The organism is Streptomyces sp. NPDC048441 (assembly GCF_043200235.1).
Taxonomy (GTDB): Bacteria; Actinomycetota; Actinomycetes; order Streptomycetales; family Streptomycetaceae; genus Streptomyces.
In genome coordinates, this window is sequence record NZ_JBICXM010000009.1 from 164,931 (window position 1) to 188,121 (window position 23,191).

Sequence of the window (23,191 nt, forward strand, 5' to 3'; positions counted from 1 at the left end):
TCCGGCAATCCCGCACGTCCGTCCGTCCTTCCCAGCAGAGAGGACCACCCATGGACTGTCATGTGCGTGACATAAGAGCGCGTGACGCGAAAGGCCTACGAAGAACGGTGATCGCCTTCGTCGCGGCGCTGCTGCTCGCGGTCGGGTTCCTGCCCGCCACGTCGAGCGCCGCCGACAAGGCCCCCGCCTTCCGCGCGCTGCTCTTCACCAAGGCCGTCGGCTATGTCCACGACTCCATCCCGGCCGGAATCCAGATGGTCAAGGAGCAGGCCGCCGCGAACAACTTCGAGGTCGTCCAGACCGACGACTCGACGGTCTTCGACGACGCGAAGCTCAAGGACTTCGACGTCATCATCATGCTGCAGAACTCCGGCATGGTCTGGGACACCGACGCCCAGCGCGAGGCCATGCAGAAGTACGTGCGCGGCGGCAAGGGAGTCGTCGCCCTGCACAACACCCTCGACATGGGCATCGAGGACCAGTTCCCCTGGTGGGACGACACCGTCAACGGCGGCGCCCACATGCCCGCCCACTCGCCCGGCGTCCTGAAGGGCACGGCCAAGGTCGCCGACCAGGTCCACCCCTCCACCAAGGGCCTCCCGCAGCGCTGGGAGCGCCCCGAGGAGTGGTACAACTTCGACAAGAATCCCCGCGGCGACGTCCACGTCCTGGTCTCCGCCGACGAGACGACGTACGACCCGGGCGGCTCCAAGATGGGCGCCGACCACCCCATCTCCTGGTGCCGCAACGCCGAGGGCGGCAAGGTGTGGGCGACCGCCATGGGCCACGACAAGGCCTCCTACAGTGAAACCGCCTTCCGCGACCACGTCCTCGGCGGCATCAAGTGGGCCGCCGGCAACCAGCCGGGCGACTGCGGCGGCACGGTCTGGTCCGGCTACGAGAAGACCGCGCTCGACGACAACACCGCCGACCCGATGGAGCTCGACGTCGCCAAGGACGGCCGCGTCTTCTACATCCAGCGCAGCGGCGAGGTGAAGATCTTCGACCCGAAGACCCACTCCACCTCCACCGCGGGCAGGCTCGACGTCTACGCAGGCGGCGAGGACGGCCTCGTCGGCATGGAACTCGACCCCAAGTTCGCCGACAACCGCTGGATCTACCTCTACTACGCGCCGTCGAGCGCCAAGGACGACGTCAACCGCCTCTCCCGCTTCACGGTCAAGAAGGACAACACCCTCGACCTGGCGAGCGAGAAGAAGCTCATCGACGTCCCCGCCTACCGCGACCGCACCTTCCCCGAGCCAGGACACACCGGCGGCGCTGTCGAGTTCGGCCCGAACGGCACCCTCTATCTCGGCGTCGGCGACGACACCCCGCCCAACCTCGACCCCAACTGGCAGGGCTACGCCCCGCTCGACTGGCGCCCCGGCAAGCAGATGCTGGACGCCGCTCGCACCGCGGGCAACACCAACGATCTGCGCGGCAAGATCCTGCGTATCAAGCCCAAGGACTCCGGCGGCTACACCATCCCCAAGGGCAACCTCTTCGCCCAGGGCACGGCCAAGACCCGCCCCGAGATCTACGCCATGGGCTTCCGCAACCCCTTCCGCTTCACCGTCGACCCCAAGACGGGCTACGTGCACGCCTCCGACTACGGCCCCGACCGCGGCGCTCCCGAGACCAACCGCGGCCCCGAAGGCCTGGTCGAGTACAACGTCATCAAGAAGGCGGGCAACTTCGGCTGGCCGTTCTGCCACGGCAACAACCAGGCGTACGCCCCCTACAACCCCGACACCCAGGAAGTCGGCGCCAAGTTCGACTGTGCCAAGCCCACCAATCCCTCGCCGAACAACACCGGCCTGAAGGACCTGCCGACGATCCAGCAGCCCGAGATCTGGTACGGCTACGGCGCGTCCAAGGAGTTCCCTGAGATGGGCGCGGGCGGCTCGGCCCCGATGAGCGGTCCCGTCTACCACTACGACGCCAAGAACCCCTCCAAGACCAAGTTCCCCGCCTATTTCGAAGGTGCGAGCTTCTTCTACGAGTGGGCACGCGACTCGGTCAAGGAGATCCGCTTCGACAAGGACGAGAAGCTTCTGAAGATCAACGACTTCCTGAAGTCGGCGAAGTTCGCCAAGCCCATGGACATGACCTTCGGGCCCGACGGCTCGCTGTACGTCCTGGAGTGGGGCAGCGAGTTCGGCGGCGGCAACAACGACTCCGGGCTCTACCGCATCGACTACGCCCAGGGGCAGCGCACCCCGCTCGCCGAGGCCAAGGCGTCCGCCACCAACGGCCCCGTCCCGCTGAAGGTCGACTTCTCCAGCGAGGGAAGCAAGGACCCGGACGGCGATCCGCTCACCTTCGCCTGGGACTTCAACGGCGACGGGACATACGACTCCACCGAGGCCAACCCCTCCCACACCTACGACACCAAGGGAGACTTCAACGCCCAGCTGAAGGTCACCGACTCCACCGGCAAGTCCGGCTACGCCAACGTCCCCGTCACGGCGGGCAACACGGCACCCAAGGTGAAGATCGAGACCCCGGTCGACGGCAAGCTGATCCAGTTCGGCGACAAGATCCCCTACAAGGTCACCGTCACCGACCCCGAGGACGGCACGATCGACTGCTCCAAGGTCACCGTCAACCCGGCCCTCGGCCACGACGACCACGAGCACCCCACCACCGACATCCCCGGCTGCGAAGGCACCGTGGATACCGGTGACCTGGGCGGCCACCCGGAGGGCGCCGACCTCACGTACGTCCTCAACGCCAAGTACACCGACAAGGGCGGCGACGGCGTCAGCGCCCTGACCGGCTACGGCCGCTCCGTCATGCACCCCAAGCACAAGCAGGCCGAGTACCACGACGACCAGTCGGGAACCCGCATCGTCTCCCAGGAGGGCGCCGAGAACGGCAAGCGGATCGGCGACATCAGCAACGGCGACTGGATCGCGTACAGCCCGATGAGTGTCGAAGGCGTCAGCAAGGTCGGCTACAAGCTGTCATCGCCGTACGGCGTCGGCTCCATCGAACTGCGCGCGGACGCCCCGGACGGCAAGCTGCTCGCCACGACTCCCGTCCCCGACACCGGGGGCTGGGACACCTATCAGGCCACACCAGACGTGCCGGTCGAAGCGCTGGCGGGCACGCACAAGCTGTATGTGGTCTTCAAGTCGACGCAGGACAATTCCTTTGACGTAGACGCGGTGCAGTTCACCACGTCATAGTCACCCGGAAGTCGCCGGGGGCATACAAAAGTCCGCAGTGCGCCACTCTCCACGGCGCACTGCGGACTTCATCCCCGTCAGCGAGTACCAACCGCCGCACGCACGGCCCTGCGGGCCAGCTGGCAGTCGTCGTGCAACCGCCGCAGCAGCAGCCGTTGTTCCTCACCGGACGGCGCGGCACCGGGGTGGGCCGGGCCCGGTGCCACCGGGGTCGTGTCGTGCATCGAGCGCTGCACGGCCATTTCGTACGTACGGATCTCTCGGGTGAGCACCAGCATCAGATTGACCAGGAACGCGTCACGCGCCGCCGGTCCCTGCTCCTGCGCCAGCTGACTGATCTCGCGCCGCGCCACCGGTGCGTCACCGAGCACCGCCCACAGCGTCGCCAGGTCATAGCCCGGCAGATACCAGCCCGCGTGCTCCCAGTCCACGAACACCGGGCCTGCGGGCGAGAGCAGGATGTTCGACAGCAGGGCGTCGCCATGGCAGAACTGCCAGGTGCCCTGCGGCCCTGCCGAGTGCGCGATGCCGTGCAGAAGCTTCTGCAGGTCGCCCATGTCCCGGTCGGTGAGCAGGCCAAGATCATGGAAGCGGGAGATCCGCTTGCCGTAGTCCATGGGCCTGCCGAACAGATCCTGTGGCGGACGCCAACGGTTGAGGTGGCGGATCGCGTTGAGCGCCAACCGCACGTCCGCGCGCGGCGGCGGTACCGCGGGATGGCGGGACAGTGCCGCGACGCGGCCCTGCATCCGCTCGATCACCAGCGTGCAGTCCTCCGGGTCCGCGGCGATCAACCGCGGGGCCCGGACCGGAGGACGGTGCCGGACGAACGAGCGGTAGGCCGCTATCTCGTGCCGGATACGCTCGGTCCACACCGGCGAGTGGTCGAGCAGACATTTGGCGATCGCGGTGCTGCGTCCTGTCGTTCCCACGAGCAGTACGGTGCGTCCGCTGCGGCGGAGCACCTGTACGGGATTGAACTCCGGACAGATGCGGTGCACCGAGGCGATCGCGGTGCGCAGTTGCGCCCCCTGGGGGCCGGACAAGTCGAGTCTCCCGCTGAGCGGTTGCGTCCCGGGCCCCGGAACGCGTCGCGGCCGGCCGGCGCCGAGCGACCCGGCCGCCGGGTGCGCGGGCTCCAGATAGGGGCCGCTGCCGGGCTGTCGGCTGTGCAGCGGCCGTGGCGGGGCGGACACGGAGGACGATGCTGTGTACATGGGCGATACAGATCCCTTCGTGTGCCTGCGAATTGCGACGCCTCCCTTCCCCGGCCGTCTTGGAACACCCTGGGGAATGTCCCGCGGTGGGCCGGGTCGGGGTGGCGCATTCCTACCTGACACCCGGTGTCCCCTGGCACACCATGTGGCGCACCCTGGCGAACCCTGGCGAATAGTCGCTCAGCAACTGACAGAGGGTTACTGTCAACTCAGCCGAGAACCTGGGGGCTTGACGTGAACGGACAACCCAACACCCGCCTGTCGGACCTGTTCGGCCTGGCAGGCTGGTCAAAGGGGGAGCTCGCGAGACTGGTGAACCGGCAGGCGGCGGCCATGGGCCACCCGCAGCTGGCCACCGACACCTCGCGGGTCCGGCGTTGGATCGACGTGGGAGAGATCCCCCGCGATCCCGTGCCCCGGGTGTTGGCGGCTCTGTTCACCGAGCGTCTCGGCCGTGTCGTGACCATTGAGGATCTTGGCCTGGTCCGGCACGGGCGCGTAGGGAAGCGACGTGGCGACGGTGGTGTGGAGCACCCCGACGGCATGCCGTGGGCGCCCGAGCGGACAGCTGCGGTCCTCACCGAATTCACGGGAATGGACCTCATGCTCAACCGACGCGGCTTGGTGGGCGCGGGTGCCGCGCTCGCCGCCGGCTCCGCACTGACCGGCGCCATGCACGACTGGCTGCACACCGATCCGGCCCTCGCTGCCGACGCCCCCCGTACCGACCATCCCCTGCACGCCGACCCCGCTGGGTTCGACCGCTATGAGGCCGCCCCCATCGGGTCGCAGGAGATCGAGGAACTGGAGCGTTCCGTCGAGGTGTTCCGAGCCTGGGACGCGGCCCGCGGCGGCGGGCTGCAGCGCAAGGCTGTGGTGGGACAGCTCAACGAAGTGGGCGGCATGCTCGCCTACCGACACCCCGACCATCTCCAGCGACGCCTGTGGGGCGTCGCTGCCAATCTCGCCGTCCTCGCGGGCTGGATGTCGCACGACGTCGGCCTCGAGCCCACGGCACAGAAGTACTTCGTGATCGCCGCGCACGCGGCCCGCGAGGGCGGCGACCGGCCGCGTGCCGGTGAGGCCCTGTCCCGGGCAGCGCGCCAGATGGTGCATCTGGGGCGGCCCGACGACGCACTCGACCTGATGAAGCTCGCCAAGTCGGGCTCGGGCGAGGAAGTCCTGCCGCGCACACAGGCCATGCTCTACACCATCGAGGCCTGGGCACAGGCGTCGATGGGCAAGGGCCAGGCGATGCGCCGCACGCTCGGCATCGCGGAGGACCTCTTCGTGTCCGACAACGGAGACGTGCCACCGCCCAGTTGGATGCAGATGTTCGACGAGGCGGACATGCACGGTATGCAGGCCCTGGCCTTCCGCACCCTCGCCGATCACGACGCGTCCGCCGCCAACACCGCCCAGCGCCATGCGAAGGAGGCGATCGAACTGCGGTCCAAGGGCCACGACCGGTCGCAGATCTTCGACTACATCTCCCTGGCGTCGGCATGTTTCATCGCCGACGACCCGGAACAGGCCGATCGATACGCACGGTTGGCGCTGATCTCGATGGGGTCGAACTCCTCGCACCGCACCTGGGACCGACTGCGCGAGATGTACCGCCTGACGGCTCAGTACTCGGGCTATCCGAAGATCCAGGACCTGCGTGAGGAGATCAGGCTGGCGCTGCCGAGGGCGGCGGCCAAGACCGGGGGTGGCGGCTGGGCCCGGACGTAGCCGGGGAGCGGATCAGGGGTTGATCCGCGCGATCAGCAGACAGGCGTCGTCCTCACGCGGGGCCACGCCGAACTCTTCGACGACCGTCCGTACGCAGTCCTGCGCGCCGCGCGTGTCCATGAAGCGTGGTGCGAGCGAGAGCAGTCGGCTCGTAGCCGCGCCCCTGGCACGCCGGGGCACCAGGCCGTCGGTGTGCAGCAACAGCATGTCGCCGGGCTCCAGTTGCTCATCGGCCTGCCCGTACGTGGCTCCGGACGTCGCTCCGAGGATCACACCCTCTGGCGGCGTGAGCGCGCGCCCCGTCCCGTCGCGGAACAGCAGCGGGGCGGGGTGTCCGGCCTGCGCCCAGGTGAGGGTGCGGGTCGCCGGGGTGTACTGGCAGCAGACGGCGCTGCCGAGTGCCGGTTGGGCGGTGGTGTCCAGTAACTGATTGAGCCAGCCCATCAGTTGGCCCGGCCGCACTCCTGCCATCGCCATGCCGCGGACCGCGCCGAGGAGCATCGACATGCCGGATGTGACAGTGACGCCATGTCCCGTGAGGTCGCCGACGCTCAGCAGGAACTGGCCGTCGGGCAGCTCCATCGCGTCGTACCAGTCGCCGCCGATGAGTGCGCTCGTCGAGGACGGGAGATAGTGCGCGGCGAGGTCGAGCGCCGCGGGTCCACCGTGCGGGAACCGCAGGGAGCCGCGCCACGGCGGCAGCACAGCCTCCTGCAGTTCGACCGCGAGCCGGTGCTCTGTCTGCGCGATGTGCCGCTGGTGCTGCAACGAGTCACGGGTCTCGCGCACCACTCGCTGGCTGCGGCGCAGCTCGCTGACGTCCCGCAGGACCGCCCACATCGAGGCGGTGCTGCCGTCAGCGGCGAGCACGGGCTCGCCCATCATGTGCACCTGTCGTACGCCCCCGTCGGGGCGCACGATACGGAACTCGCCGTCGATCGGCTTTCCGTCGATCAGGCAGTCCGTGACCATCGCCGTCAGCATCGGCTGGTCGTCGACGTGCACCAGGGAGGGCAGTTCGTCCAGGGAGAGCGGGGGAGCGCCGGGGTCCCGACCGAGGATCTGATAGAGCTCGCCGGACCAACTCGCCTCGTCGCTCAGGAGGTTCCACTCCGCGCTGCCGACCCGGCTGAGCAGCGAGCCGTGCTGCGGTTCGAGTGGCGTCGCGGGCACGGCCGGAGCCGCGGGCTTCACGGCCGGTTGCACGGGGCCGTCCCGCAGCTGCGCGAGATGGTCGTCCAGGTCGTTGAGCTGATGGACCGCCAAGTCGCAGAGGGCACGCTGCCAGCGGCCCTGCGGGTCGCCGCGGTCGGTCACGGCATCCCGCCGCACGGCGTCGACCTCGCCACGGAGCCGGCGCGTCTGCGTGATCAGCGCTTCGACCGAGCCGGGCTCGGGCGGCTGGGGGGCAGGGCGGTCCGCGAAGACATGGGACGGCATGAGGTGCTCCGTTGAGGATGCGGTGCGACCAAACGGGGGGAAGGACCGCTAATGACTTTCGCACAGCCGGGGGTGGCTCGTAAGGGATTTGGCAACACACGGTGCGGTGGTGCTTCTGGCATATGACTATGTCCTTCGGAATGCCGCCGTCCGCAAGACGGCGTCCGGATCACCCGCGCAGGTAGCGGATGACGGCCAGGACACGGCGATTGTGGTCATGCGACGCGGGCAATCCCAGCTTGTCGAAGACGGCGGCCACATGCTTCTCGACGGTGCCCGCGGAGACGACGAGGCTCTGCGCGATCGCCGCGTTCGACCGGCCCTCGGCCATCAGCGAGAGCACCTCGCGCTCCCGCTCGGTGAGGGGCGCGAGCTCCTGCGCGCGGTGACCGGCCCCGGCCAGCTGCGTGACGACCTCGGGGTCGAGAGCGGTGCCGCCCGCAGCCACCCGTGCAAGGGCGTCCGTGAATTCGGCGACGTTCGCGACCCGGTCCTTGAGCAGATAGCCGACGCCCGCCGACCCCGCGGCGAGCAGCCGCGTGGCGTACTTCGTCTCCACGTACTGGGAGAAGAGCAGCACTCCCGTGCCGGGATGGTCGCGACGGATGTCGATCGCCGCGCGCAGCCCCTCGTCGGTGTGGGTCGGCGGCATCCGGATGTCGGTCACCGTGACGTCCGGACGGTGCTCGGCGACCGCGGCGCGCAACGCGTCCGCGTCTGCCACGGACGCACAGATCTCATGCCCACGCTCCGAGAGCATCTGGCCCAGCAACTCCCGCAGTACGGCGGCATCCTCAGCGATCACGACGCGCATGGCGGCATGTTCTCACGCATGCAGCGGCAGCTCGACCGTGACCGCCGTCGGTCCGCCGTCAGGGCTTGCGACCTGCATCCGCCCGTCGACCGTCCGCACCCGCTGCACGAGTCCCGTCAGACCGCTCCCGCCACCGGCATCCGCGCCACCGCGCCCGTCATCGCTGACCTGGAGAAGGAGACGGCCGTCCAACTGAGCCACCGTGATGGCGGCCCGCCCCGCACCACTGTGCTTGATGACGTTCGCCAGCAGTTCGGCGGCGCAGAAGTACGCGATGGTCTCGATCGCCGGGGTCGGCCGCTCCGGTATGTCCGTCACCAGATCGACGGGGATCGTGCTGCGTGCCGTGAGCGTGGCGAGCGCGTCCGGCAGCCCGTCGTCGAGGACCGGGGGATGGATGCCGCGGGCCAGATCACGCAGTTCGGTGAGCGCCTCGGTGGCGTTCTCATGTGCTCCGTCGACGAGTTGGCGGATACGGGCGACATCCAACGGAGCGCCGCCTTGGCCGTCGGCCTGGCCACTGCCTTCGCCCTCGTCGAGCCGCTGTCTGATCATGTCGAGGCTCATCGCCACGGCGACGAGGCGCACCTGGGCTCCGTCGTGCAGATCACGTTCGACCCGGCGGAGCAGCGCCACCGAATCGTCCACGGCGAGCGCCCGTGTCTCCTCCAAGTCCCGCACACGGTCGTCCAGTTGACCCGGCCCGAGCAGGGCGGCGATCAGCCAGCGATCGGCCTCCGCCACCAGCCGGGTCACCCAGGGCGCGCACAGCAGGGTGCCGACACCGATGGCGACCGCGAGGAAGGTGCCGGTGAACGCGTCCGCATCAAGGCCGCCGAAGGGGAACGGCGTGAGGACCGACATGCCCTCGGTGTCACCGGGCTCGGGTTGCTGCCCGAACACCGCCCACCGCAGCGGCGCCGTGAGGTTGACAAGACCCGTGACCCACCAGAGAACGGCGTACGCCCCGAGGCAGCCGACCGGCAGTTTCGTCAGGACATAGGCCGCCGACCGCCATCCGGTCCCGTCCCACAGTCTGGCGTCGAGGCGGCTGACGAACCGGCCGACCGGACGAAGCGGCGGCGGCGCGGCGGTCCGATCCCCCAGAAGCAGCGCGGCGAGCCGGCGGTGGACGCTGCCGAGCGCGCGGGACAGCTGGAGCCCCGCGATGAGCAGCAGCGCGCCGACCACGACCAGCACCACCGACACCGTGAACCCCGCCCCCAGGGCGAGCGTCACCGCGAGGAGCACCCCGCCCACGAGGCCGAGCGGGAACGCGATGAAGCAGTACGCCACTTCGGCCCACGCCCGCCGGGTGAACGGGGCGCGCACCACGGCTCGCGCCAAGCCGCGCGCCCCTGCCACGCCGACCACTGTCCCGGGGCGCTCCGGCGCGCTGGTGGTGGTGGCGGTGGTGGCAGATGTCGGGCGTGTGACGTGCATGTCGTCCAGTGTCCTGTCAGGCGTCACGGCGGGCCAGCGAGCGCCACCCCGCGCCGAGGACGAGGGCTGCGTAGAGACACATCACGGCGAAGCCCGTCCAGGGCGAGAGGACGTCGGCGACGGGCTTGGAGACGGCGAGGGAGTTCCCCGCGATGCGTCGAGACTCAACGCGTCCACGGCGACGGTGGGTCCATACCGCTTGGTGAGACCTCGGGTCTCGATCATCACATCTCCCGCAACAGACCTGGTGGAGTCGGACAACCTCACGTTAGATCTGTGGCAGGGCCCGTCGGAACGTGGCTTTCCTCCGTCTGTGCTGGGGGTTTACCCCCAGAGGCCGCACACCTCAGCGCGCGTCCAGGTCCACATCAAGGACGTCCGTCTCCGTCCAGAACTCACTGCCCTCGGCCAGGTCCTACTTGACCGCACCTCCACCGCCTACGACGTGCTGGAACGCCTCTTCGCCAGCCAGGCCGACTTCGACCCGGCCAAGGAGACCCGCGAGTTCAAGCTCCTGGCGTCCGACTACGCGGTGGCCGTCTTCGGCGCCGAGTTCGCCCGCGTCGTGCACGAGGAGGCGCCGGGCATCCGGCTGCGTTTCACCCAGACCCCGCCCACGGTCACCGACGACACCGCCACGCTGCTCAGCGCCACCGACGGGCTGCTCATGCCGCACGGCGTCATCAGCGACTTCCCCGCCACCGACCTCTACGGCGACCGCTGGGTCTTCCTCGTCGCGGGCGACCACCCCGGCGTGGGCGAACAGCTCACCCGGCAGGACCTGGCCCGGCTGCCGTGGGTCACCTACCAGCGCACCTACGACGCCCCGGCCCGTACGACAGCTCGGCATGATCGGCATCGACCCCCGGGTCGAGGTGTCGCTGAGCGTCTCTCCCGGCCCACGCACGGGCGCGGGCCGGGAGAGACGGCGGGGCGGATGTCAGCCGCAGTGCTCGCTCTTCTCCTGCTCCGTCATGGGGCGGGTGTGCTGCGTCTTGGTGCTCGGCGCGTCCGGCTTGGGTCCGGTCGCGTCGAAGGGCGCGTACCAGATGTAGTGGCCGTGGAACTTGTCAGGGAAGTGCAACTCGTAGGTTCCCGTGACGCGTTGCAGCTGTGACTCGCGCGTCACCCAGCCGACCTCGCCGGGGCGGACATCGACGTTGGTGGTGTCGGTCTCGGTGTGCGAGCTCTCCCAGGTGTGCCCGTACGAGGTCTCGATGCTCACCTTGAAGACCTCGGCGAAGCCGTACTCCGCGCTGAGCGAGACGCCGACGCTGTTGGACTCGCCGGTCGTGTCGGCCCAGGAGATGCTGGAACGCTGCAGGTCCGACGTGCAGTTGAAGGCGCTGTCGCCCACCTGGTGCGCCTCGCCCATCGAATCGGATCCGGGGCCGTCGGGGTGGAAGACGCACGAGTCGGTGCCGTTGTCGCACTTGTCGAGCAACTCGCGGATGGTGGGGGGCTCTTCGTCGGCCTGCGCGGCGGGCGCGAGCGCCATGCCGCCCGCGGTGGCCATCGCCGCGAGCAGGACGGTCAGTCGGGTACGGGTGATCATGTGTGATCTCCAGTGGGGGGAAGGTGGATCTTGTGGGGGGTACGGCGTGTGCGCCGGAGCACGGCGGTGCTCTAGCTGAAGCCGATGGACTGGGTGCGGTCGTTCATCATCTGGCCGACGTCGGCGGTGTTCTCGGCGAAGGGACCGTCGCGGTCACCGCCCAGGTTGGGCTCCGGGTAGAGCCAGATCGCGCAGTTGCCCCAGGGCTGAACCGAGGAGATCCGGTTCTTCCAGTCGTCGCCGAGGTCGTACTGCCAGTTGACCCAGCCGTCCTTCTCGCACAGCTCGGGACCGCTGATGGTGAGCGTGTCACCGGCGAAGCCGGGGTCGGTGAAGAATGTTCCCTGGACGACGTCCCCGGCCGCTCCGACGTCGGCCTTCGTCGCGGGCGCTGACATCTTCGCGCGGAACCCCGGTGATGTGACGGCGGCCCCAGGGGTGGCCGGGGCGTCGGTGACGCGTCCGTCGGTGGCACGGTCGACGGCCTCGGTGAACGTGCCGAAGCAGCGCTGCTGCCCGGACGGTGCGTCAAGGACGCAGTGGCGAGCCGCGGGTTCGTCGGCCCCGGCGGGCTGCGCCGACAGGGTGCAGACGAGGCCGGTGGTGACGGCGAGCGCGGCCCCGGCTAAGCGGCTGCGGTGCGTTGTCCGTATCGCCATACGGATACCTCCTTCTTTGGCGTGGGCACTTCACCTCCCTGTCTAGTGGGTCTGGTCCGAACCTGTCGATGGAATCCTGAATTCCGTTGCTCATAAGGGACGTTGGGGCGACTCGGGCGGCGCGGGACCCCGCTTCGGGCACGCGTAAGGGGAAACGGGCATGTGCGGAGAACTCGGCTCGGCGCAGGCGCGGCCGTGCTGTTTCCAACATCGACCCGATCAGGAGTCCTGATGTCCACGGGGTCAGATGGGTTCAGACGGGTTCAGATGGGGTGGGAGAGGTCAAACGATGTCGCCGTGCTCGCCCACCGCGATCCGGGCCAGCTTCGTCAGCATCATGCCGTTGCGGACCGCGACGATGTAGTCCACAGGGAGCCCGTGCATTCGGACGCCGGGGCCGCGAAGGGGGTGCCAGTCGAGGGTGACGAGGGTGTTCTCGCCCCAGGGGACCAGTTTCATGGCGATGCGGGCCGCGCCGAAGGGGTTCGCCTTGGCTTCCAGCTCCAGGCGCCGCTGAGGTTCGCAGATGCGGACGACGCAGGTGTCCTCGAGGGCCAGGGGGCCGAGGCCGACGCGGACCCGCAGGCGCGCACCCACCTCCGGCCAGTGCGTGTCCGCGGCCAGGACCTGCTGGGTTCCTGTGACCCACTCTCCGTAGCGATAGCCGTCGGACAGCAAGTCCCACACCTCGGACGGCGAACTCAGGATCAGGCGGCGGTTCCGGGCCATGTCATCAAGGGTGCGGGAGCCGGGACGAAGCCGCACCTCGGGGCCGCGTCTCCGCTCCTCGCAAGGGGTACACCGCACCGCCGACGCAGGCCGTTGACAGTGTGTCAGGGTGGTAGCCCTCCGACCTTTGGGAGCACCACACCATGACCGACCCGGCTGAAGCGGCCCGCCGCACCCTGGACCTGACCTCCGTGGTGAAGTCCGTGGGACTCGAGGACCTCTACCAGGACCTGCACCGCCATCCGGAACTGGCTTTCCAGGAGCATCGCACGGCGGGGCTGCTCGCCGAACGGCTGCGCACCGCCGGGTACGCCGTGACCAGCAGGGTCGGCCGGACCGGCGTGGTGGGCGTCCTGGAGAACGGGGAAGGGCCGGTGGTGTGGCTGCGCGGCGACATGGACGCGCTCCCTGTCGCCGAGACCACGGGCCTGCCCTACGCGTCCACGGTCGACGGCGTCATGCACGCATGCGGCCACGACGTGCACGTCACCTGGCTCGCCGGTGCGGCTCAGGCGCTCGCGGCGACGCGGGACGCGTGGTCAGGGACGCTGGTGGTGATCGGACAGCCTGCCGAGGAGGGCGGTGGCGGCGCGGCTGCGATGGTCGCCGACGGCCTGCACGACCGTTTCCCCCGGCCGGACGCCGTCTTCGGACAGCATGTCGCACCGGGGCCCGCGGGCCTCTACTCGCACACTCCCGGGCTGATCATGTCGGCGGCCGACGACGTCCACATCACGGTGCCCGGAGTCGGCGGGCACGGTTCACGCCCGGAGGCGACCGTCGACCCGGTGGTGGCGGGCGCGCACATCGTCACGCGGCTCCAGACCGTCGTCTCGCGTGAGGTGGCCGCGGCGGAATCCGTGGTCCTGACGGTCGGAGAGTTCCACGCGGGGCGGCGCCCCAACATCATTCCCCCGGAGGCGCGTCTCGCGCTGAATCTGCGCACCCAGAGTCCGAAGGTGCGCGAACGTGTCCTTGCCGCCATCCGGCGCATCGTCGAGGGCGAATGCCTGGCCGCGGGCTGCCCGGCGCCCGCCGAGGTGACCATGGACGCGGGCTATCCCGCGACGGTCAACGACGCGTCGCTCGACGAGCAGATCGCCGCCGTGCACCGCGAGGTCTTCGGCGCGCAGGCCGTGTTCGACTTCGGCCCGGCGATGGGCAGCGAGGACTTCTCGCTCCTCGTGCCCGCCGGGGTGCCGTACGACTTCTGGTTCGTGACGTCCACTCCCGCGGAGGTCTGGCAGGCGGCACCGGGCGACGAACTCGGCGAGAAGCTCGACGCGGTGCCCAGCAACCACAGCCCGCTCTTCGCGCCGGACCTGTCCGTACTCGTGCCGGGCGTGCAAGCGCTGGCGGCCGCGGCCCTGAGCCAGTTCGCGTAGGCCTGCGGGGGCGCACGCTCAGCGGAAGCTGACGTTCTGGGCGAGTGTGAGCCGGCCGGAGTAGTTGATGGTGTTGGTGGCCGGGCGCATATAGGCACGCCAGGAGTCGGAGCCTGACTCGCGCCCGCCGCCGGTCTCCTTCTCACCGCCGAAGGCGCCGCCGATCTCCGCGCCCGATGTGCCGATGTTGACGTTGGCGATGCCGCAGTCAGAGCCCTCCGCGGAGAGGAAGAGCTCGGCCTCCTGCTGATCGCGGGTGAAGATGCTGGACGAGAGGCCCTGCGGGACGTCGTTGTGCAGGGCGATGGCCTCGTCGAGGGTGCCGTACGTCAGGACGTAAAGGATCGGGGCGAAGGTCTCTTCGCGTACGACATCGCTCTGGCCGTCGACCCGGACGATGACGGGTTCGACGTACGCGGCCCGCGGCGACGCGTCGGCGAGACGCCGGTTGCCGCCCGCCAGGATCTTGCCGCCGAGGGCCTGCACGCGGGTGAGGGCGTCCTGCATGGCGTCGAGGGCCTCGGCGGAGATGAGCGGCCCGACGAGGGTGGTCTCGTCGAAGGGGTTGCCGATGGGCAGCTTCTGGTAGGCGGCTGTCAGGTGTGCGATGAGGGTGTCGGCGATGTCGCGGTGGACGATGAGGCGGCGCAGCGTCGTACAGCGCTGTCCGGCGGTGCCTGCCGCGGCGAAGACGACGCCCTGGACGGCGAGTTCGAGGTCGGCGGACGGGGTGACGACCGCGGCGTTGTTGCCGCCGAGTTCCAGCAGGCTGCGGCCGAAGCGGGCGGCGACGCGGGGGCCGACATCGCGGCCCATGCGGGTCGAGCCCGTGGCGCTGACGAGCGCGACGCGGGGATCGTCGACGAGCTGCTCGCCGACGGCACGGTCACCGAGCAGCAACCGGTGTACGTCGCGGGGCGCGCCGACCTCCTCAGCGGCCTGGGCCAGGAGCCGGTCGCAGGCCAGGGAGATCAGCGGGGTCAGCTCGGACGGCTTCCAGATCACGGTGTCACCGCAGGCGAGCGCGACGGCGGTGTTCCAGGACCACACGGCGGCGGGGAAGTTGAACGCGGAGATCACACCGACCACGCCGAGCGGGTGCCAGGTCTCGGCGAGGCGATGGCCGGGGCGCTCGGAGGCGATGGTGCGGCCGTAGAGCTGGCGGGAAAGGCCCACGGCGAAGTCACAGATGTCGATCATCTCCTGGACCTCGCCGAGGGCCTCGGAGCGGATCTTGCCCGCTTCGATGGTGATCAGGTCGGCCAGGTCGCTCTGGTGCTCACGCAGCAACTCCCCGAGGCGGCGCACGAGTTCACCACGGCGTGGCGCGGGAGTGGTGCGCCAGGTGAGGAACGCGGCGCGGGAGGCGGTGAGGGCTTCCTCCGTGTCGGCGGCCGTCGCGGCCCTCAGGCCGAAGAGGTCTTCGCCGGTGACAGGGGTGCGGGCCTGGATGTCGCTGCCCTCTTCCACGGCCACGCCGACGCGCTCAAGGGCGGTGCGGGCCCGCTCGCGCAGTTCCTCGGTGGTGGGAAGGACGGTGTTCGCCATGGTGCTCCCTCGGATCGGGCGGAGTGGGGTGGGGTGGGCTGGCGTGGGCGATCGCGCCATCCCGTCACGTGCGTCAGTCGAGCCCGTCGGCCAGGCCCAGCTCGCCGGCGGCCTCGGCGATCGACTGGTTCTGCTGCTGTTCATAGAGGGTGAAGGGATCCAGGACAGGCCGGCCGATGGCGGCGGACAGCCAGTCACTGTCGTATGCGGCGCCCGCCTGCTCGTTGTCGCGTGAGCCCTCGCCGGTGAGGTTGGACTGGAAGATCCCGGCGGCGGAGCGTGGCAGGAAGTCCTCGTACACGATGGGCTCGGCCCGCAGCCAGCCCTGTGCCGTCAGTTCGGCGACGTTCGTTGGCGGCCGACTGCCGTCGCGGGTTCGGTCCGACACCACGTGATAGGTGAAGAATCCCAACTCCCGTGCAGCCAGATCGCGTTCGGTGGCGGCGAACCGCTTCGCCCACAGGGCGCGCACGAGTTCACCCCGGTCCACGTCGTCCGGCTCGGCGGCCGTGTGCCGGTCGACAAGGGTGAGCAAGTGATCGTAGAGGGCGCGGCCTTCGCGGGTGAGGGCGATGCCCCGCGCCTCGACCTCGCCGAACCGCACGCGCAGCGCCCCGCTGATCACGTCGCCGTCCGGGGTGCGAAGGGCCCGGGATTCGGCGAGCGCGCGGAAGGAGGTCTGGCGCAGCAGGACATCGGGGCCGCTCCACCTCGGCGGGCCCTGGATGGTGTCGATCATTTCGATGCCGCGTTCGGTCATGCGGCGGTAGAGCTCGTCGATGTCCAGGACGCGTGGAGTGAGGTGGTTGATGTGTGTGCTGCGTACGCCGCCGATGTCCGCGGCCACCGCGGAGACCCGCTCCAGGGTCTCGTACCACGCCTTGTCCACCGGATCTGTCGACAACTCAAAGGTCTGGACGGCCAGTTGGAGGAATCGCTCGGTCTCCTCTTCGGGCAGCTCCTCCTCACTCTCCGCGCGGTCGGCGAGGGCGAGCAGTTCCGGCGAGAAGAGGCGGCGTCCTGCGAGGAAGATCTCCAGGCGGGCGCGCAGGTCTTCGTCGAAGAACCGTGGGTCAGCAGGGGTGAGCATCGAGGTGAAGACGCGGAACGGGTTGCGCGCGAGCTCGTCGCCGTCGATGGGCCGGAAGGCCGTCGACACGACGGGAACCGCGCTCGCGGCGGCTTCGCGCAGGTCGTAGAAGCCGACAGGACGCATACCCAGGGCGCCGAAGACGCGGGCGACCTGCCGCATCTCCTGTGGCGTCCCGACCCGGATCGCACCGTGGCGCTCCGCGGTCACCCGGCTGATGGAGCCCAGGCGTTCGGCGTCGGCACCCTGGGAGTGCAGGACGTCCTCGTTGACCTCGCGGGAGACATCCACAAGGGTGGTGTAGGTCGGAACCTCCCGTCCGTACATGTCGGAGAGCCGCGCGGCGAAGGCGGCGCGCAGCTGCCACTGGCTGATCATCGCAAGTGCTGCCTTTCGGTCGGTTCGGTCGGACCGGGCGGATTCACACCACGTGGGCTTCGGGACGGATCTGCGCCCCGGCCGTGAAGCGGTCGGCGCCCAGGGGAGAGACGTCGACGCATGGGGTGCGGTTCAGACACAGGTCGCGCACTATCTCGCCGACAGCAGGGGCTTGCAGGAAGCCATGGCCGGAGAACCCGGTCGCGTACAGGAAGTTGCCCACTTCGCCCGAGCGGCCGATCAGTGCGTTGTGATCCGGCGTGACTTCATAGAGCCCGGCCCAGCCGCCGTTCGTCTCCATGTCCGCCAAGGCGGGTGCCCGGTGGCGGGCGGCCTCGCGGAAGAGCTCGAGCCATTCCAGGGTCCACGTGGTGTCGAAACCGTCGGCCTGGCCGGGGTCGGCCAGGCCGAACAGCAGTCCGTCGTCGCTGTTGTGGAAGTACGCCGTCGAGGAGAAGTCGATGGTGAAGGGGATACGGGGGGCGGGCGGGGAGAGCGGTGCGGTGAACGCGAGTTGGCGGCGCACCGGGCGGACGGGGAGATGGACACCGGCCATGTCGCCGATCCCGGCCGACCACGCTCCGGCCGCGCAGACGACCGTGGCGCAGGTGATCGCGCCGTGGTCGGTGTGCACGGCGGTGACCCTGTCGCCGAGGGTGTCGATGCCGGTGACCGCGGTGTGGGTGGCGAAGGTGACGCCGCTACGGGCCGCTGCCCGCGCGTAGCCCTGGACCACCAGGGCGGGCCGGGCGTGGCCGTCGGCGGGGGAGTGGGCGGCGGCCACCAGGCCGTCGGTGCTGACGTAGGGACACAGTTCGTGCGCCTCGCGCGGACCGATCATGCGGCTGGGGACGCCGAGGCCGTTCTGGACGCGGATGCTGTTCTCGAACTCCGCCGCCTGCTGCTCGGTGGTGAGGAGGAACAGGTAGCCGACCGTGTCCAGGCGGATGTCGGCGCCGGGGCGATGGGGAAAGTCCTGGTAGGCGCGCAGACTCCGGTTGCCGAGTTCGATGTTGAGGGGGTCGGAGAACTGCGCACGGACACCGCCGATCGGTTTGCCCGAGCTGCCGCGGCCCAGGTCGCCGCGTTCGACCACGACGATGTTCCGGACCCCGGCCTCGGCCAGGTGGAACGCGGTGCTCGTGCCCATCACGCCACCACCGATGATCACGACATCCGCGGTCGGCGGGACGGTGCGGAAGGAGGGGGAGGGAGAAGAGCGGAAGGCGGAGGAGGACGACAAGAGGCCGATCCCTTCCAGAGGCCGATGCCGGGGATCCTGGGGGCAGTTCATCCGGGGGCGCGGCTCGGTCTGTCAGTGAGGGTGACGCCGGTCAGCTATCTGTGCGTCATGGTGCAGCAACCTGACCATTGACGTCCATGAACAGGTGGTGCGCCAGAGCTATTGGCTGAACTCTCACTCGCAGGCGCCGCCGGACGGCCCGCACCCTCCCGGAGCGACCAGGCCGGTCAGGGCAGTGGGCCGCCGCGGGCGGTGATCCACAGGTCGTACCACTCCTCGTGGGTGAGATCAGGAGCGCGGTGTACGGCGTCGCGGCAGGCAAGGATGCGCTCGGGCCGACTGGTGCCGACGACCGGCGCGATACGGGCCGGATGGCGCTGGAGCCACCACAGAAGGATCGTCTCCGGTGTCGTCTGCTTGCGCTTGGCGAGGTCGGACACGAGCTGTGCGGCCGGTGACGCCTGGCGGCCGGTGAAGCGGCCCTGGGCAAGGGAGCCCCAGGCCTGTAGCTGGAGCTTGTTGGCCTGGCAGTACTCGATCGTCCCGTGCGGGAAGCCGTTGCCGGTCGCGGCCGGAGTGTTCACGAGGACTCCGGCCTCGACCCAGTCCCGGCTGCCCAGGCTCATCTCGAGCTGGTTGGCGACCAGGGGAACGTCGAGATGCGCCTGTAGGTGTGCGATCTGGGCGGCGCTCATGTTCGACACGCCGAAGCTGCGCACCAGGCCCTGCCCGTGGAGGGAAGCGAGTGCCTTCGCGATCTCTTCGGGGCCGGTCAACGGGTCGGGCCTGTGCAGGAGCAGCACGTCGATCACATCGGTACGGAGCCGGGTGAGGCTCTCCTCGACGCGCTGGACGATGCTCGGACCCCGTAGGTCGTACAGACCGGGGCGTTCGCCGTCGGCGAGCCGGATGCCGCACTTCGTCTGCAGGACGATACGGCTCCGCAATTCTGGTGCCCTGGCGAGCAGTTCGCCGAAGACCGCCTCGGACTTGCCGTGCCGGTAGATGTCGGCGTGGTCGAACACCGTGATGCCGATGGCAAGGGCGGCTTCGACGGCGGACTCCGCGTGAGCGATGTCCGATGCGGCATACGGCGTGGTGTCCCACGTACCGCCGAGTCCCATGCACCCGTACAGCGGATGCGTGGAGCGCACGTCGGTCTGCGATGTCATGTATCTCCCTCCGTGATGAACCCGTCCATCGTCGCTCAGCCTCTCAGCGAATCGGCCAGCATTTCGGCGATGGCGAGCACCGGCAGCTGGGTGTTGGCCGCCGGGGCCGTCGGCAGGATGGAAGCGTCGACCACGCGCAGGTTCGACACACCGCGCACCCGGGCCTCCCCGTCGACCACGGCGAGGGGATCGTCCGGCGTGCCCATGGCGCAGGTACCGACGGGGTGCCAGTACGTGCCCACCCGGTCGCGGAGTTCCTGGTCCGAGAGATCTTGCGCGGGGTGCCCGTCGGCGGCAGGACCCGCCAGGGATTTCAGCGCTGCCGAAGCGGCAAGCTCCTGGACGATCTCCAGGCCCGAACGGATGGCGGCGACGTCGTGGCCCGCCGGATCGGAGAGGAACGCGGGGTCGATGTCCAGGGCATCGGCGTGATCGGCCGATCGCAGCCGGACCCGGCCGCGGGACGCCGGTTTCATGAGGAGGGCGGAGATGCCCGCCTCGTACTCACCGGGCGGCAGCCTGCCGAACAACGGCGGTCCCGCCGTGGGGTTGATGTGCAGGTCCCAGGATCCGTCGGGGCAGAGCGCGCTCGCCGCCCTGATCAGCATCCGGCTGACGTACAGGTCGCCGGAGGCTTGCTTGGCGGCCAGACTCGTGTTGAGGTCGGCCGTCGGGGTCAGCGGCACGAAGATGCCGGGCTGGTCGACCAGTTGGGCCCCGACTCCGGGCAGGTCGATCTCGGTCCTGATGCCGGTCTCCCTCAGCTGGGAGGCGGGGCCGATCCCGCTGCGCATCAGTACGGCGGGCGATCCGAAGGTGCCGCAGGCCACCACGTACGTGTCGGCGTGGACGGTCTCACGCTGCCCGTCCACGACGATGTCGACGCCGCGCACCCGTCCTGCGCGGACGGCCGCCCGGTCCACGGAGGCGCCGCTGATGATCGAGAGGTTCGGCCGGGACCGGACCTCCGCGTCCAGGTAGGCGAAAGCGGCATTCCAGCGGAGGCCGTCGACGGAGTTGAGCAACGGGGTCCCATACCCGGGACCGCCGTCCGGAGAGGCCATGTCCACCTCCTGGTAGCCGAGTTCCCTGGCAGCCGCCAGGGCCGCACGGCTCCAGAGAGAGAACTCGCCGTCAGGCACCGCCCGCAGCCCCATCTGCTCCACCGCGGCCCGGCGGAACCGCTCCATCGCGGGTGCCGTCCACATCGGGCCGCCCGCCCGCGACCATTCGGCGTGGTCGCTCGCGGACCCCCACGTGTTCCAGCAGCCGTTGATGCATGACGAGCCGCCGAGAATGCGCGCGCGGATGCGGTGGACGGCGGCGTGCCGCTCCCATACGTCGTCACGCGGCAGGGCGCGGGCATTCAACACCTTCTGCGGCCACGCCTGTTGGTGCGGGCCGTAGTCCTTGCCCGCCTCAAGGAGGCAGACCGTTCGCCCCGGGTCCTCACTCAGGCGGGCGGCGAGCACGCAGCCCGCCACACCACCGCCGAGGATGGCGATGTCGTATCCGGTCGTGAGTGATGTGCTTCTCATCGTGCCAACTCGGCGTTCACAGCGAGGAGTTGGGTACGGTCGATCACGTCGGTTCTGGTCGCGGGCACGGTGCAGGCGTAGGCACCGGCGATCGCGCCGTAGCGGCCGCACTGTGGGGGTGACTCGCCGGCCAGCCAGCCGAAGAGGTAGCCCGACGCGAAGGCGTCACCGGCGCCGTTGGAGTCCACGACCGGCGCGGGGGGAGTGACGGCCGGGATATGGGTGAGCTCACCGCCGACAAGGAGGTACGCCCCCTCGGCTCCCGCCGTGGCGACGACCGCCTCCGCCTTGCCCCGCGCGGCGATCCCTCGCATGGTCTTCTCCGGGGCCGACAGGGCGGCGGTCGACAGGAAGACGAGATCGGCCTCGTAGGCGAAGGCCTCGTGGTAGGTGTCTTCGCCGTCCCAGTTGTGCAGGTCGGTCGAGACGGTCACGCCCGCCGCGCGCAGCGTGGGCAGGGCGAAGGCGCAGGGATAGGTGAGGGAGACATGGGCGTGTCGGCTCACATCGGCCAGGGCCCGCACCGTCGTGGGCGGCAGCCGGTCCGCATCCCGCGAACGGCTGTTGTCGTACAGCGAAAGGCGCCGCCCGTCGGGGCCGACGAGGTTCACCGCACGCTTGGTGCCGCCGGGCTGGAGGACTTCCGTGAGCGCGATGCCCCGGTCGCGGTGCAGCGCGCGGACCAGGTCACCCGCGTGATCGTCGCCGATCAGGTCGATGTGATGGGTACGCAGACCCAGCGCCTGCACCCCCATCGCGACGAAGTCGCCGGTCTGCCCGGCCCGCATCTCGATCGAGGGCACCATGTAGCTGTCGGCGAACGGAAGCGGCAGCTCGGGGACGTACACAATCGAGTCCACGCCGGCACCGCCGAGGACGAGGACGTCAGTTTCAGTGGGCACAGGCGCTCCTCTGGCCGCTCTGGCCGCTCTGGTTGTTCGGCTTGCTCTGGTCGCGGAGTCGGATCGCCGCCCCGCGGCGGCGGATCGCGTGCGGGCTGTCGGTGGGAGCGGGTCCAGGGCCTCCATGTCGTGGAGCAGGCGCAGCAGCTCGGCGCTGATCGACTCTGAGCCGCCGGTGGTGCGCGGAGCCCGGCCGCGGGCGATCGGCTTGCCGTTCTGCTCGATCAGCCTGAGCTTCCGCGCGGTCCGGTTGACGTCGCGGACGGTGTCCTGTTCGTCGAAGTACTCGAACATCGTGGAGAAGTAGATGGTGACCCGGTTCTCCTGCGCGAAGCGCAAGAGGTCCGCCACCTCGTCCACGTTCTGCGCGGTACCGGTCCGGCTTGAGAGTGTCCAGGGAGACGTTCATGGTGTCGACGTACGGCACGATCGCGTCGATGCGCTTGGCGAAGCGGATGCCGTTGCTGGTGATCTCCACCGCCATGCCGAGGGACTTGGCGTACTGGACGATCTCGTCGATGTGCGGGTGCAGGACGGGTTCGCCGCCGGTGAAGTCCACATAGCGCACGCCGATTTCATGGAGCTGGTCCAGGATCTCGCGGGCTGGGTCCGGCGTGAGCTCCTCGTACCCCTTGAACTTGTCGTCCTGCCAGACGTTGCAGTAGCCGCAGAGCGAGTTGCGGCGAGAGGTGATGTAGAAGCGGGCCGACCGCAGCGCACTGGGCGGGGCTGTGGTCACAGGTGCTGGGGTCGCTGTCACGGCCGTCAGTCAAACACGTCCACTGATCGCGATGGAAGCGTTTGTGCAATCTTTCAGTCATCTTGCGGTTAAGGAGCTGCCTCGGCTCGTGTGGTGCTTGGTGATTCCGTTGCGCAGGAGTGCTGGTCGGGCGGATGTGTCTGCGTTCGGGGCGTTGTCGATGCGCCAACTCGTGTCACCTGTCGTGCAGTTCACGGCGCGAGGGCAGGGTTGACCCTTCAACGGGCGGCGCCCTAGGGTCCGATCGCAATTACTTGCTGCAATTCGGCAAGAGCGTCCGGTTGGTCGTCATGCACGGTGCCCGGCGCGAGATAAGTGCACCCGCGCTCGCGTCGGCACCGGCACCGGCACCCCCAACCCTCCCCCCACAGCTCCCCCCCAACTCCCCCC

17 protein-coding genes and 1 pseudogene are annotated in these 23,191 nt (G+C 69.5%); 4 read left to right on the top strand and 14 right to left on the bottom strand.

Features of this window, described 5'->3' with window-relative positions; translation table 11 throughout:
- Positions 1–50 precede the first annotated feature (50 nt).
- Positions 51–3,194: a ThuA domain-containing protein gene (locus ACGFSB_RS23230; protein ID WP_393402363.1), complete on the top strand. Its 3,144-nt coding sequence runs from the start codon at positions 51–53 to the stop codon at positions 3,192–3,194.
- A 77-nt stretch (positions 3,195–3,271) separates the two neighbouring features.
- Here the strand turns inward: ACGFSB_RS23230 and ACGFSB_RS23235 are convergent, their stop codons facing one another.
- Positions 3,272–4,411 (bottom strand): aminoglycoside phosphotransferase family protein, encoded by a 1,140-nt coding sequence (locus ACGFSB_RS23235; protein ID WP_393402365.1) that lies wholly within the window; start codon positions 4,409–4,411, stop codon positions 3,272–3,274.
- A 234-nt stretch (positions 4,412–4,645) separates the two neighbouring features.
- Here ACGFSB_RS23235 and ACGFSB_RS23240 point away from each other — a divergent pair, with 234 nt between their 5' ends.
- Positions 4,646–6,145 (top strand): hypothetical protein, encoded by a 1,500-nt coding sequence (locus ACGFSB_RS23240; protein ID WP_393402367.1) that lies wholly within the window; start codon positions 4,646–4,648, stop codon positions 6,143–6,145.
- Between the two features lie 12 nt (positions 6,146–6,157).
- Here ACGFSB_RS23240 and ACGFSB_RS23245 read toward each other — a convergent pair whose 3' ends face one another.
- From ACGFSB_RS23245 to ACGFSB_RS23255, 3 genes are all read right to left on the bottom strand, one after another.
- A complete protein-coding gene (locus ACGFSB_RS23245; protein ID WP_393402369.1) occupies positions 6,158–7,585 on the bottom strand; it encodes a PP2C family protein-serine/threonine phosphatase in 1,428 nt (475 codons plus the stop codon).
- Between the two features lie 169 nt (positions 7,586–7,754).
- Positions 7,755–8,399, bottom strand: a complete 645-nt coding sequence (locus tag ACGFSB_RS23250; RefSeq protein WP_393402372.1) for a response regulator — start codon at positions 8,397–8,399, stop codon at positions 7,755–7,757.
- A gap of 12 nt (positions 8,400–8,411) precedes the next feature.
- Complete coding sequence (locus tag ACGFSB_RS23255; protein WP_393402374.1) at positions 8,412–9,842, bottom strand: sensor histidine kinase; 1,431 nt, start codon at positions 9,840–9,842, stop codon at positions 8,412–8,414.
- A 388-nt stretch (positions 9,843–10,230) separates the two neighbouring features.
- On the opposite strand from ACGFSB_RS23255, the pseudogene ACGFSB_RS23260 reads away from it, so the two are divergent.
- A pseudogene (locus tag ACGFSB_RS23260) lies at positions 10,231–10,726 on the top strand (LysR substrate-binding domain-containing protein); the annotation flags it as partial.
- 56 nt (positions 10,727–10,782) lie between these two features.
- On the opposite strand, the gene ACGFSB_RS23265 reads toward ACGFSB_RS23260, so the two are convergent.
- The 3 genes from ACGFSB_RS23265 to ACGFSB_RS23275 all read right to left on the bottom strand — a co-directional run bounded on the left by ACGFSB_RS23265 (position 10,783) and on the right by ACGFSB_RS23275 (position 12,785).
- Positions 10,783–11,397: a hypothetical protein gene (locus ACGFSB_RS23265; protein WP_393402376.1), complete on the bottom strand. Its 615-nt coding sequence runs from the start codon at positions 11,395–11,397 to the stop codon at positions 10,783–10,785.
- Positions 11,398–11,468: 71 nt separating this feature from the next.
- Positions 11,469–12,056, bottom strand: a complete 588-nt coding sequence (locus ACGFSB_RS23270) for a hypothetical protein (RefSeq protein WP_393402378.1) — start codon at positions 12,054–12,056, stop codon at positions 11,469–11,471.
- Between the two features lie 282 nt (positions 12,057–12,338).
- Complete coding sequence (locus tag ACGFSB_RS23275; protein WP_393402381.1) at positions 12,339–12,785, bottom strand: SRPBCC family protein; 447 nt, start codon at positions 12,783–12,785, stop codon at positions 12,339–12,341.
- A gap of 143 nt (positions 12,786–12,928) precedes the next feature.
- Between ACGFSB_RS23275 and ACGFSB_RS23280 the strand changes: the two genes are divergently transcribed.
- The gene (locus ACGFSB_RS23280) at positions 12,929–14,170 is read left to right on the top strand and encodes an amidohydrolase (RefSeq protein WP_393402384.1); all 1,242 of its coding nucleotides are present in this window, start codon (positions 12,929–12,931) and stop codon (positions 14,168–14,170) included.
- An 18-nt stretch (positions 14,171–14,188) separates the two neighbouring features.
- Here ACGFSB_RS23280 and ACGFSB_RS23285 read toward each other — a convergent pair whose 3' ends face one another.
- From ACGFSB_RS23285 to ACGFSB_RS23315, 7 genes are all read right to left on the bottom strand, one after another.
- Positions 14,189–15,718 carry an aldehyde dehydrogenase family protein gene (locus tag ACGFSB_RS23285; RefSeq protein ID WP_393402386.1) on the bottom strand — a complete coding sequence of 510 codons (1,530 nt, stop codon included), beginning with the start codon at positions 15,716–15,718 and terminating at the stop codon, positions 14,189–14,191.
- 73 nt (positions 15,719–15,791) lie between these two features.
- Positions 15,792–17,186 (bottom strand): 2-oxoadipate dioxygenase/decarboxylase family protein, encoded by a 1,395-nt coding sequence (locus ACGFSB_RS23290; RefSeq protein ID WP_393402388.1) that lies wholly within the window; start codon positions 17,184–17,186, stop codon positions 15,792–15,794.
- 43 nt (positions 17,187–17,229) lie between these two features.
- A complete protein-coding gene (locus ACGFSB_RS23295) occupies positions 17,230–18,429 on the bottom strand; it encodes an NAD(P)/FAD-dependent oxidoreductase (RefSeq protein ID WP_393402390.1) in 1,200 nt (399 codons plus the stop codon).
- 227 nt (positions 18,430–18,656) lie between these two features.
- Positions 18,657–19,601, bottom strand: a complete 945-nt coding sequence (locus ACGFSB_RS23300) for an aldo/keto reductase family oxidoreductase (RefSeq protein WP_393402392.1) — start codon at positions 19,599–19,601, stop codon at positions 18,657–18,659.
- 35 nt (positions 19,602–19,636) lie between these two features.
- Positions 19,637–21,139, bottom strand: a complete 1,503-nt coding sequence (locus tag ACGFSB_RS23305; RefSeq protein WP_393402395.1) for a GMC family oxidoreductase — start codon at positions 21,137–21,139, stop codon at positions 19,637–19,639.
- Positions 21,136–22,041, bottom strand: coding sequence for an adenosine kinase (locus tag ACGFSB_RS23310; protein WP_393402397.1), 906 nt, complete (start codon positions 22,039–22,041; stop codon positions 21,136–21,138). The genes ACGFSB_RS23305 and ACGFSB_RS23310 overlap by 4 nt, the downstream gene beginning before the upstream one ends.
- Complete coding sequence (locus tag ACGFSB_RS23315; RefSeq protein ID WP_393402400.1) at positions 22,031–22,801, bottom strand: radical SAM protein; 771 nt, start codon at positions 22,799–22,801, stop codon at positions 22,031–22,033. Before ACGFSB_RS23315 ends, ACGFSB_RS23310 begins: the two co-directional genes overlap by 11 nt.
- Between the last annotated feature and the right edge of the window lie 390 nt (positions 22,802–23,191).

Excerpts from the sequence above, each read along its gene's own strand:
- ACGFSB_RS23305 (WP_393402395.1), bottom strand. The coding sequence starts at position 21,139 with ATGAGAAGCACATCACTCACGACCGGATACGACATCGCCATCCTCGGC.
- ACGFSB_RS23300 (WP_393402392.1), bottom strand. The coding sequence starts at position 19,601 with ATGACATCGCAGACCGACGTGCGCTCCACGCATCCGCTGTACGGGTGC.
- ACGFSB_RS23280 (WP_393402384.1), top strand. The coding sequence starts at position 12,929 with ATGACCGACCCGGCTGAAGCGGCCCGCCGCACCCTGGACCTGACCTCC.
- ACGFSB_RS23235 (WP_393402365.1), bottom strand. The coding sequence starts at position 4,411 with ATGTACACAGCATCGTCCTCCGTGTCCGCCCCGCCACGGCCGCTGCAC.
- ACGFSB_RS23270 (WP_393402378.1), bottom strand. The coding sequence starts at position 12,056 with ATGGCGATACGGACAACGCACCGCAGCCGCTTAGCCGGGGCCGCGCTC.
- ACGFSB_RS23275 (WP_393402381.1), bottom strand. The coding sequence starts at position 12,785 with ATGGCCCGGAACCGCCGCCTGATCCTGAGTTCGCCGTCCGAGGTGTGG.
- ACGFSB_RS23250 (WP_393402372.1), bottom strand. The coding sequence starts at position 8,399 with ATGCGCGTCGTGATCGCTGAGGATGCCGCCGTACTGCGGGAGTTGCTG.
- ACGFSB_RS23285 (WP_393402386.1), bottom strand. The coding sequence starts at position 15,718 with ATGGCGAACACCGTCCTTCCCACCACCGAGGAACTGCGCGAGCGGGCC.
- ACGFSB_RS23230 (WP_393402363.1), top strand. The coding sequence starts at position 51 with ATGGACTGTCATGTGCGTGACATAAGAGCGCGTGACGCGAAAGGCCTA.
- ACGFSB_RS23290 (WP_393402388.1), bottom strand. The coding sequence starts at position 17,186 with ATGATCAGCCAGTGGCAGCTGCGCGCCGCCTTCGCCGCGCGGCTCTCC.
- ACGFSB_RS23255 (WP_393402374.1), bottom strand. The coding sequence starts at position 9,842 with ATGCACGTCACACGCCCGACATCTGCCACCACCGCCACCACCACCAGC.
- ACGFSB_RS23265 (WP_393402376.1), bottom strand. The coding sequence starts at position 11,397 with ATGATCACCCGTACCCGACTGACCGTCCTGCTCGCGGCGATGGCCACC.
- ACGFSB_RS23245 (WP_393402369.1), bottom strand. The coding sequence starts at position 7,585 with ATGCCGTCCCATGTCTTCGCGGACCGCCCTGCCCCCCAGCCGCCCGAG.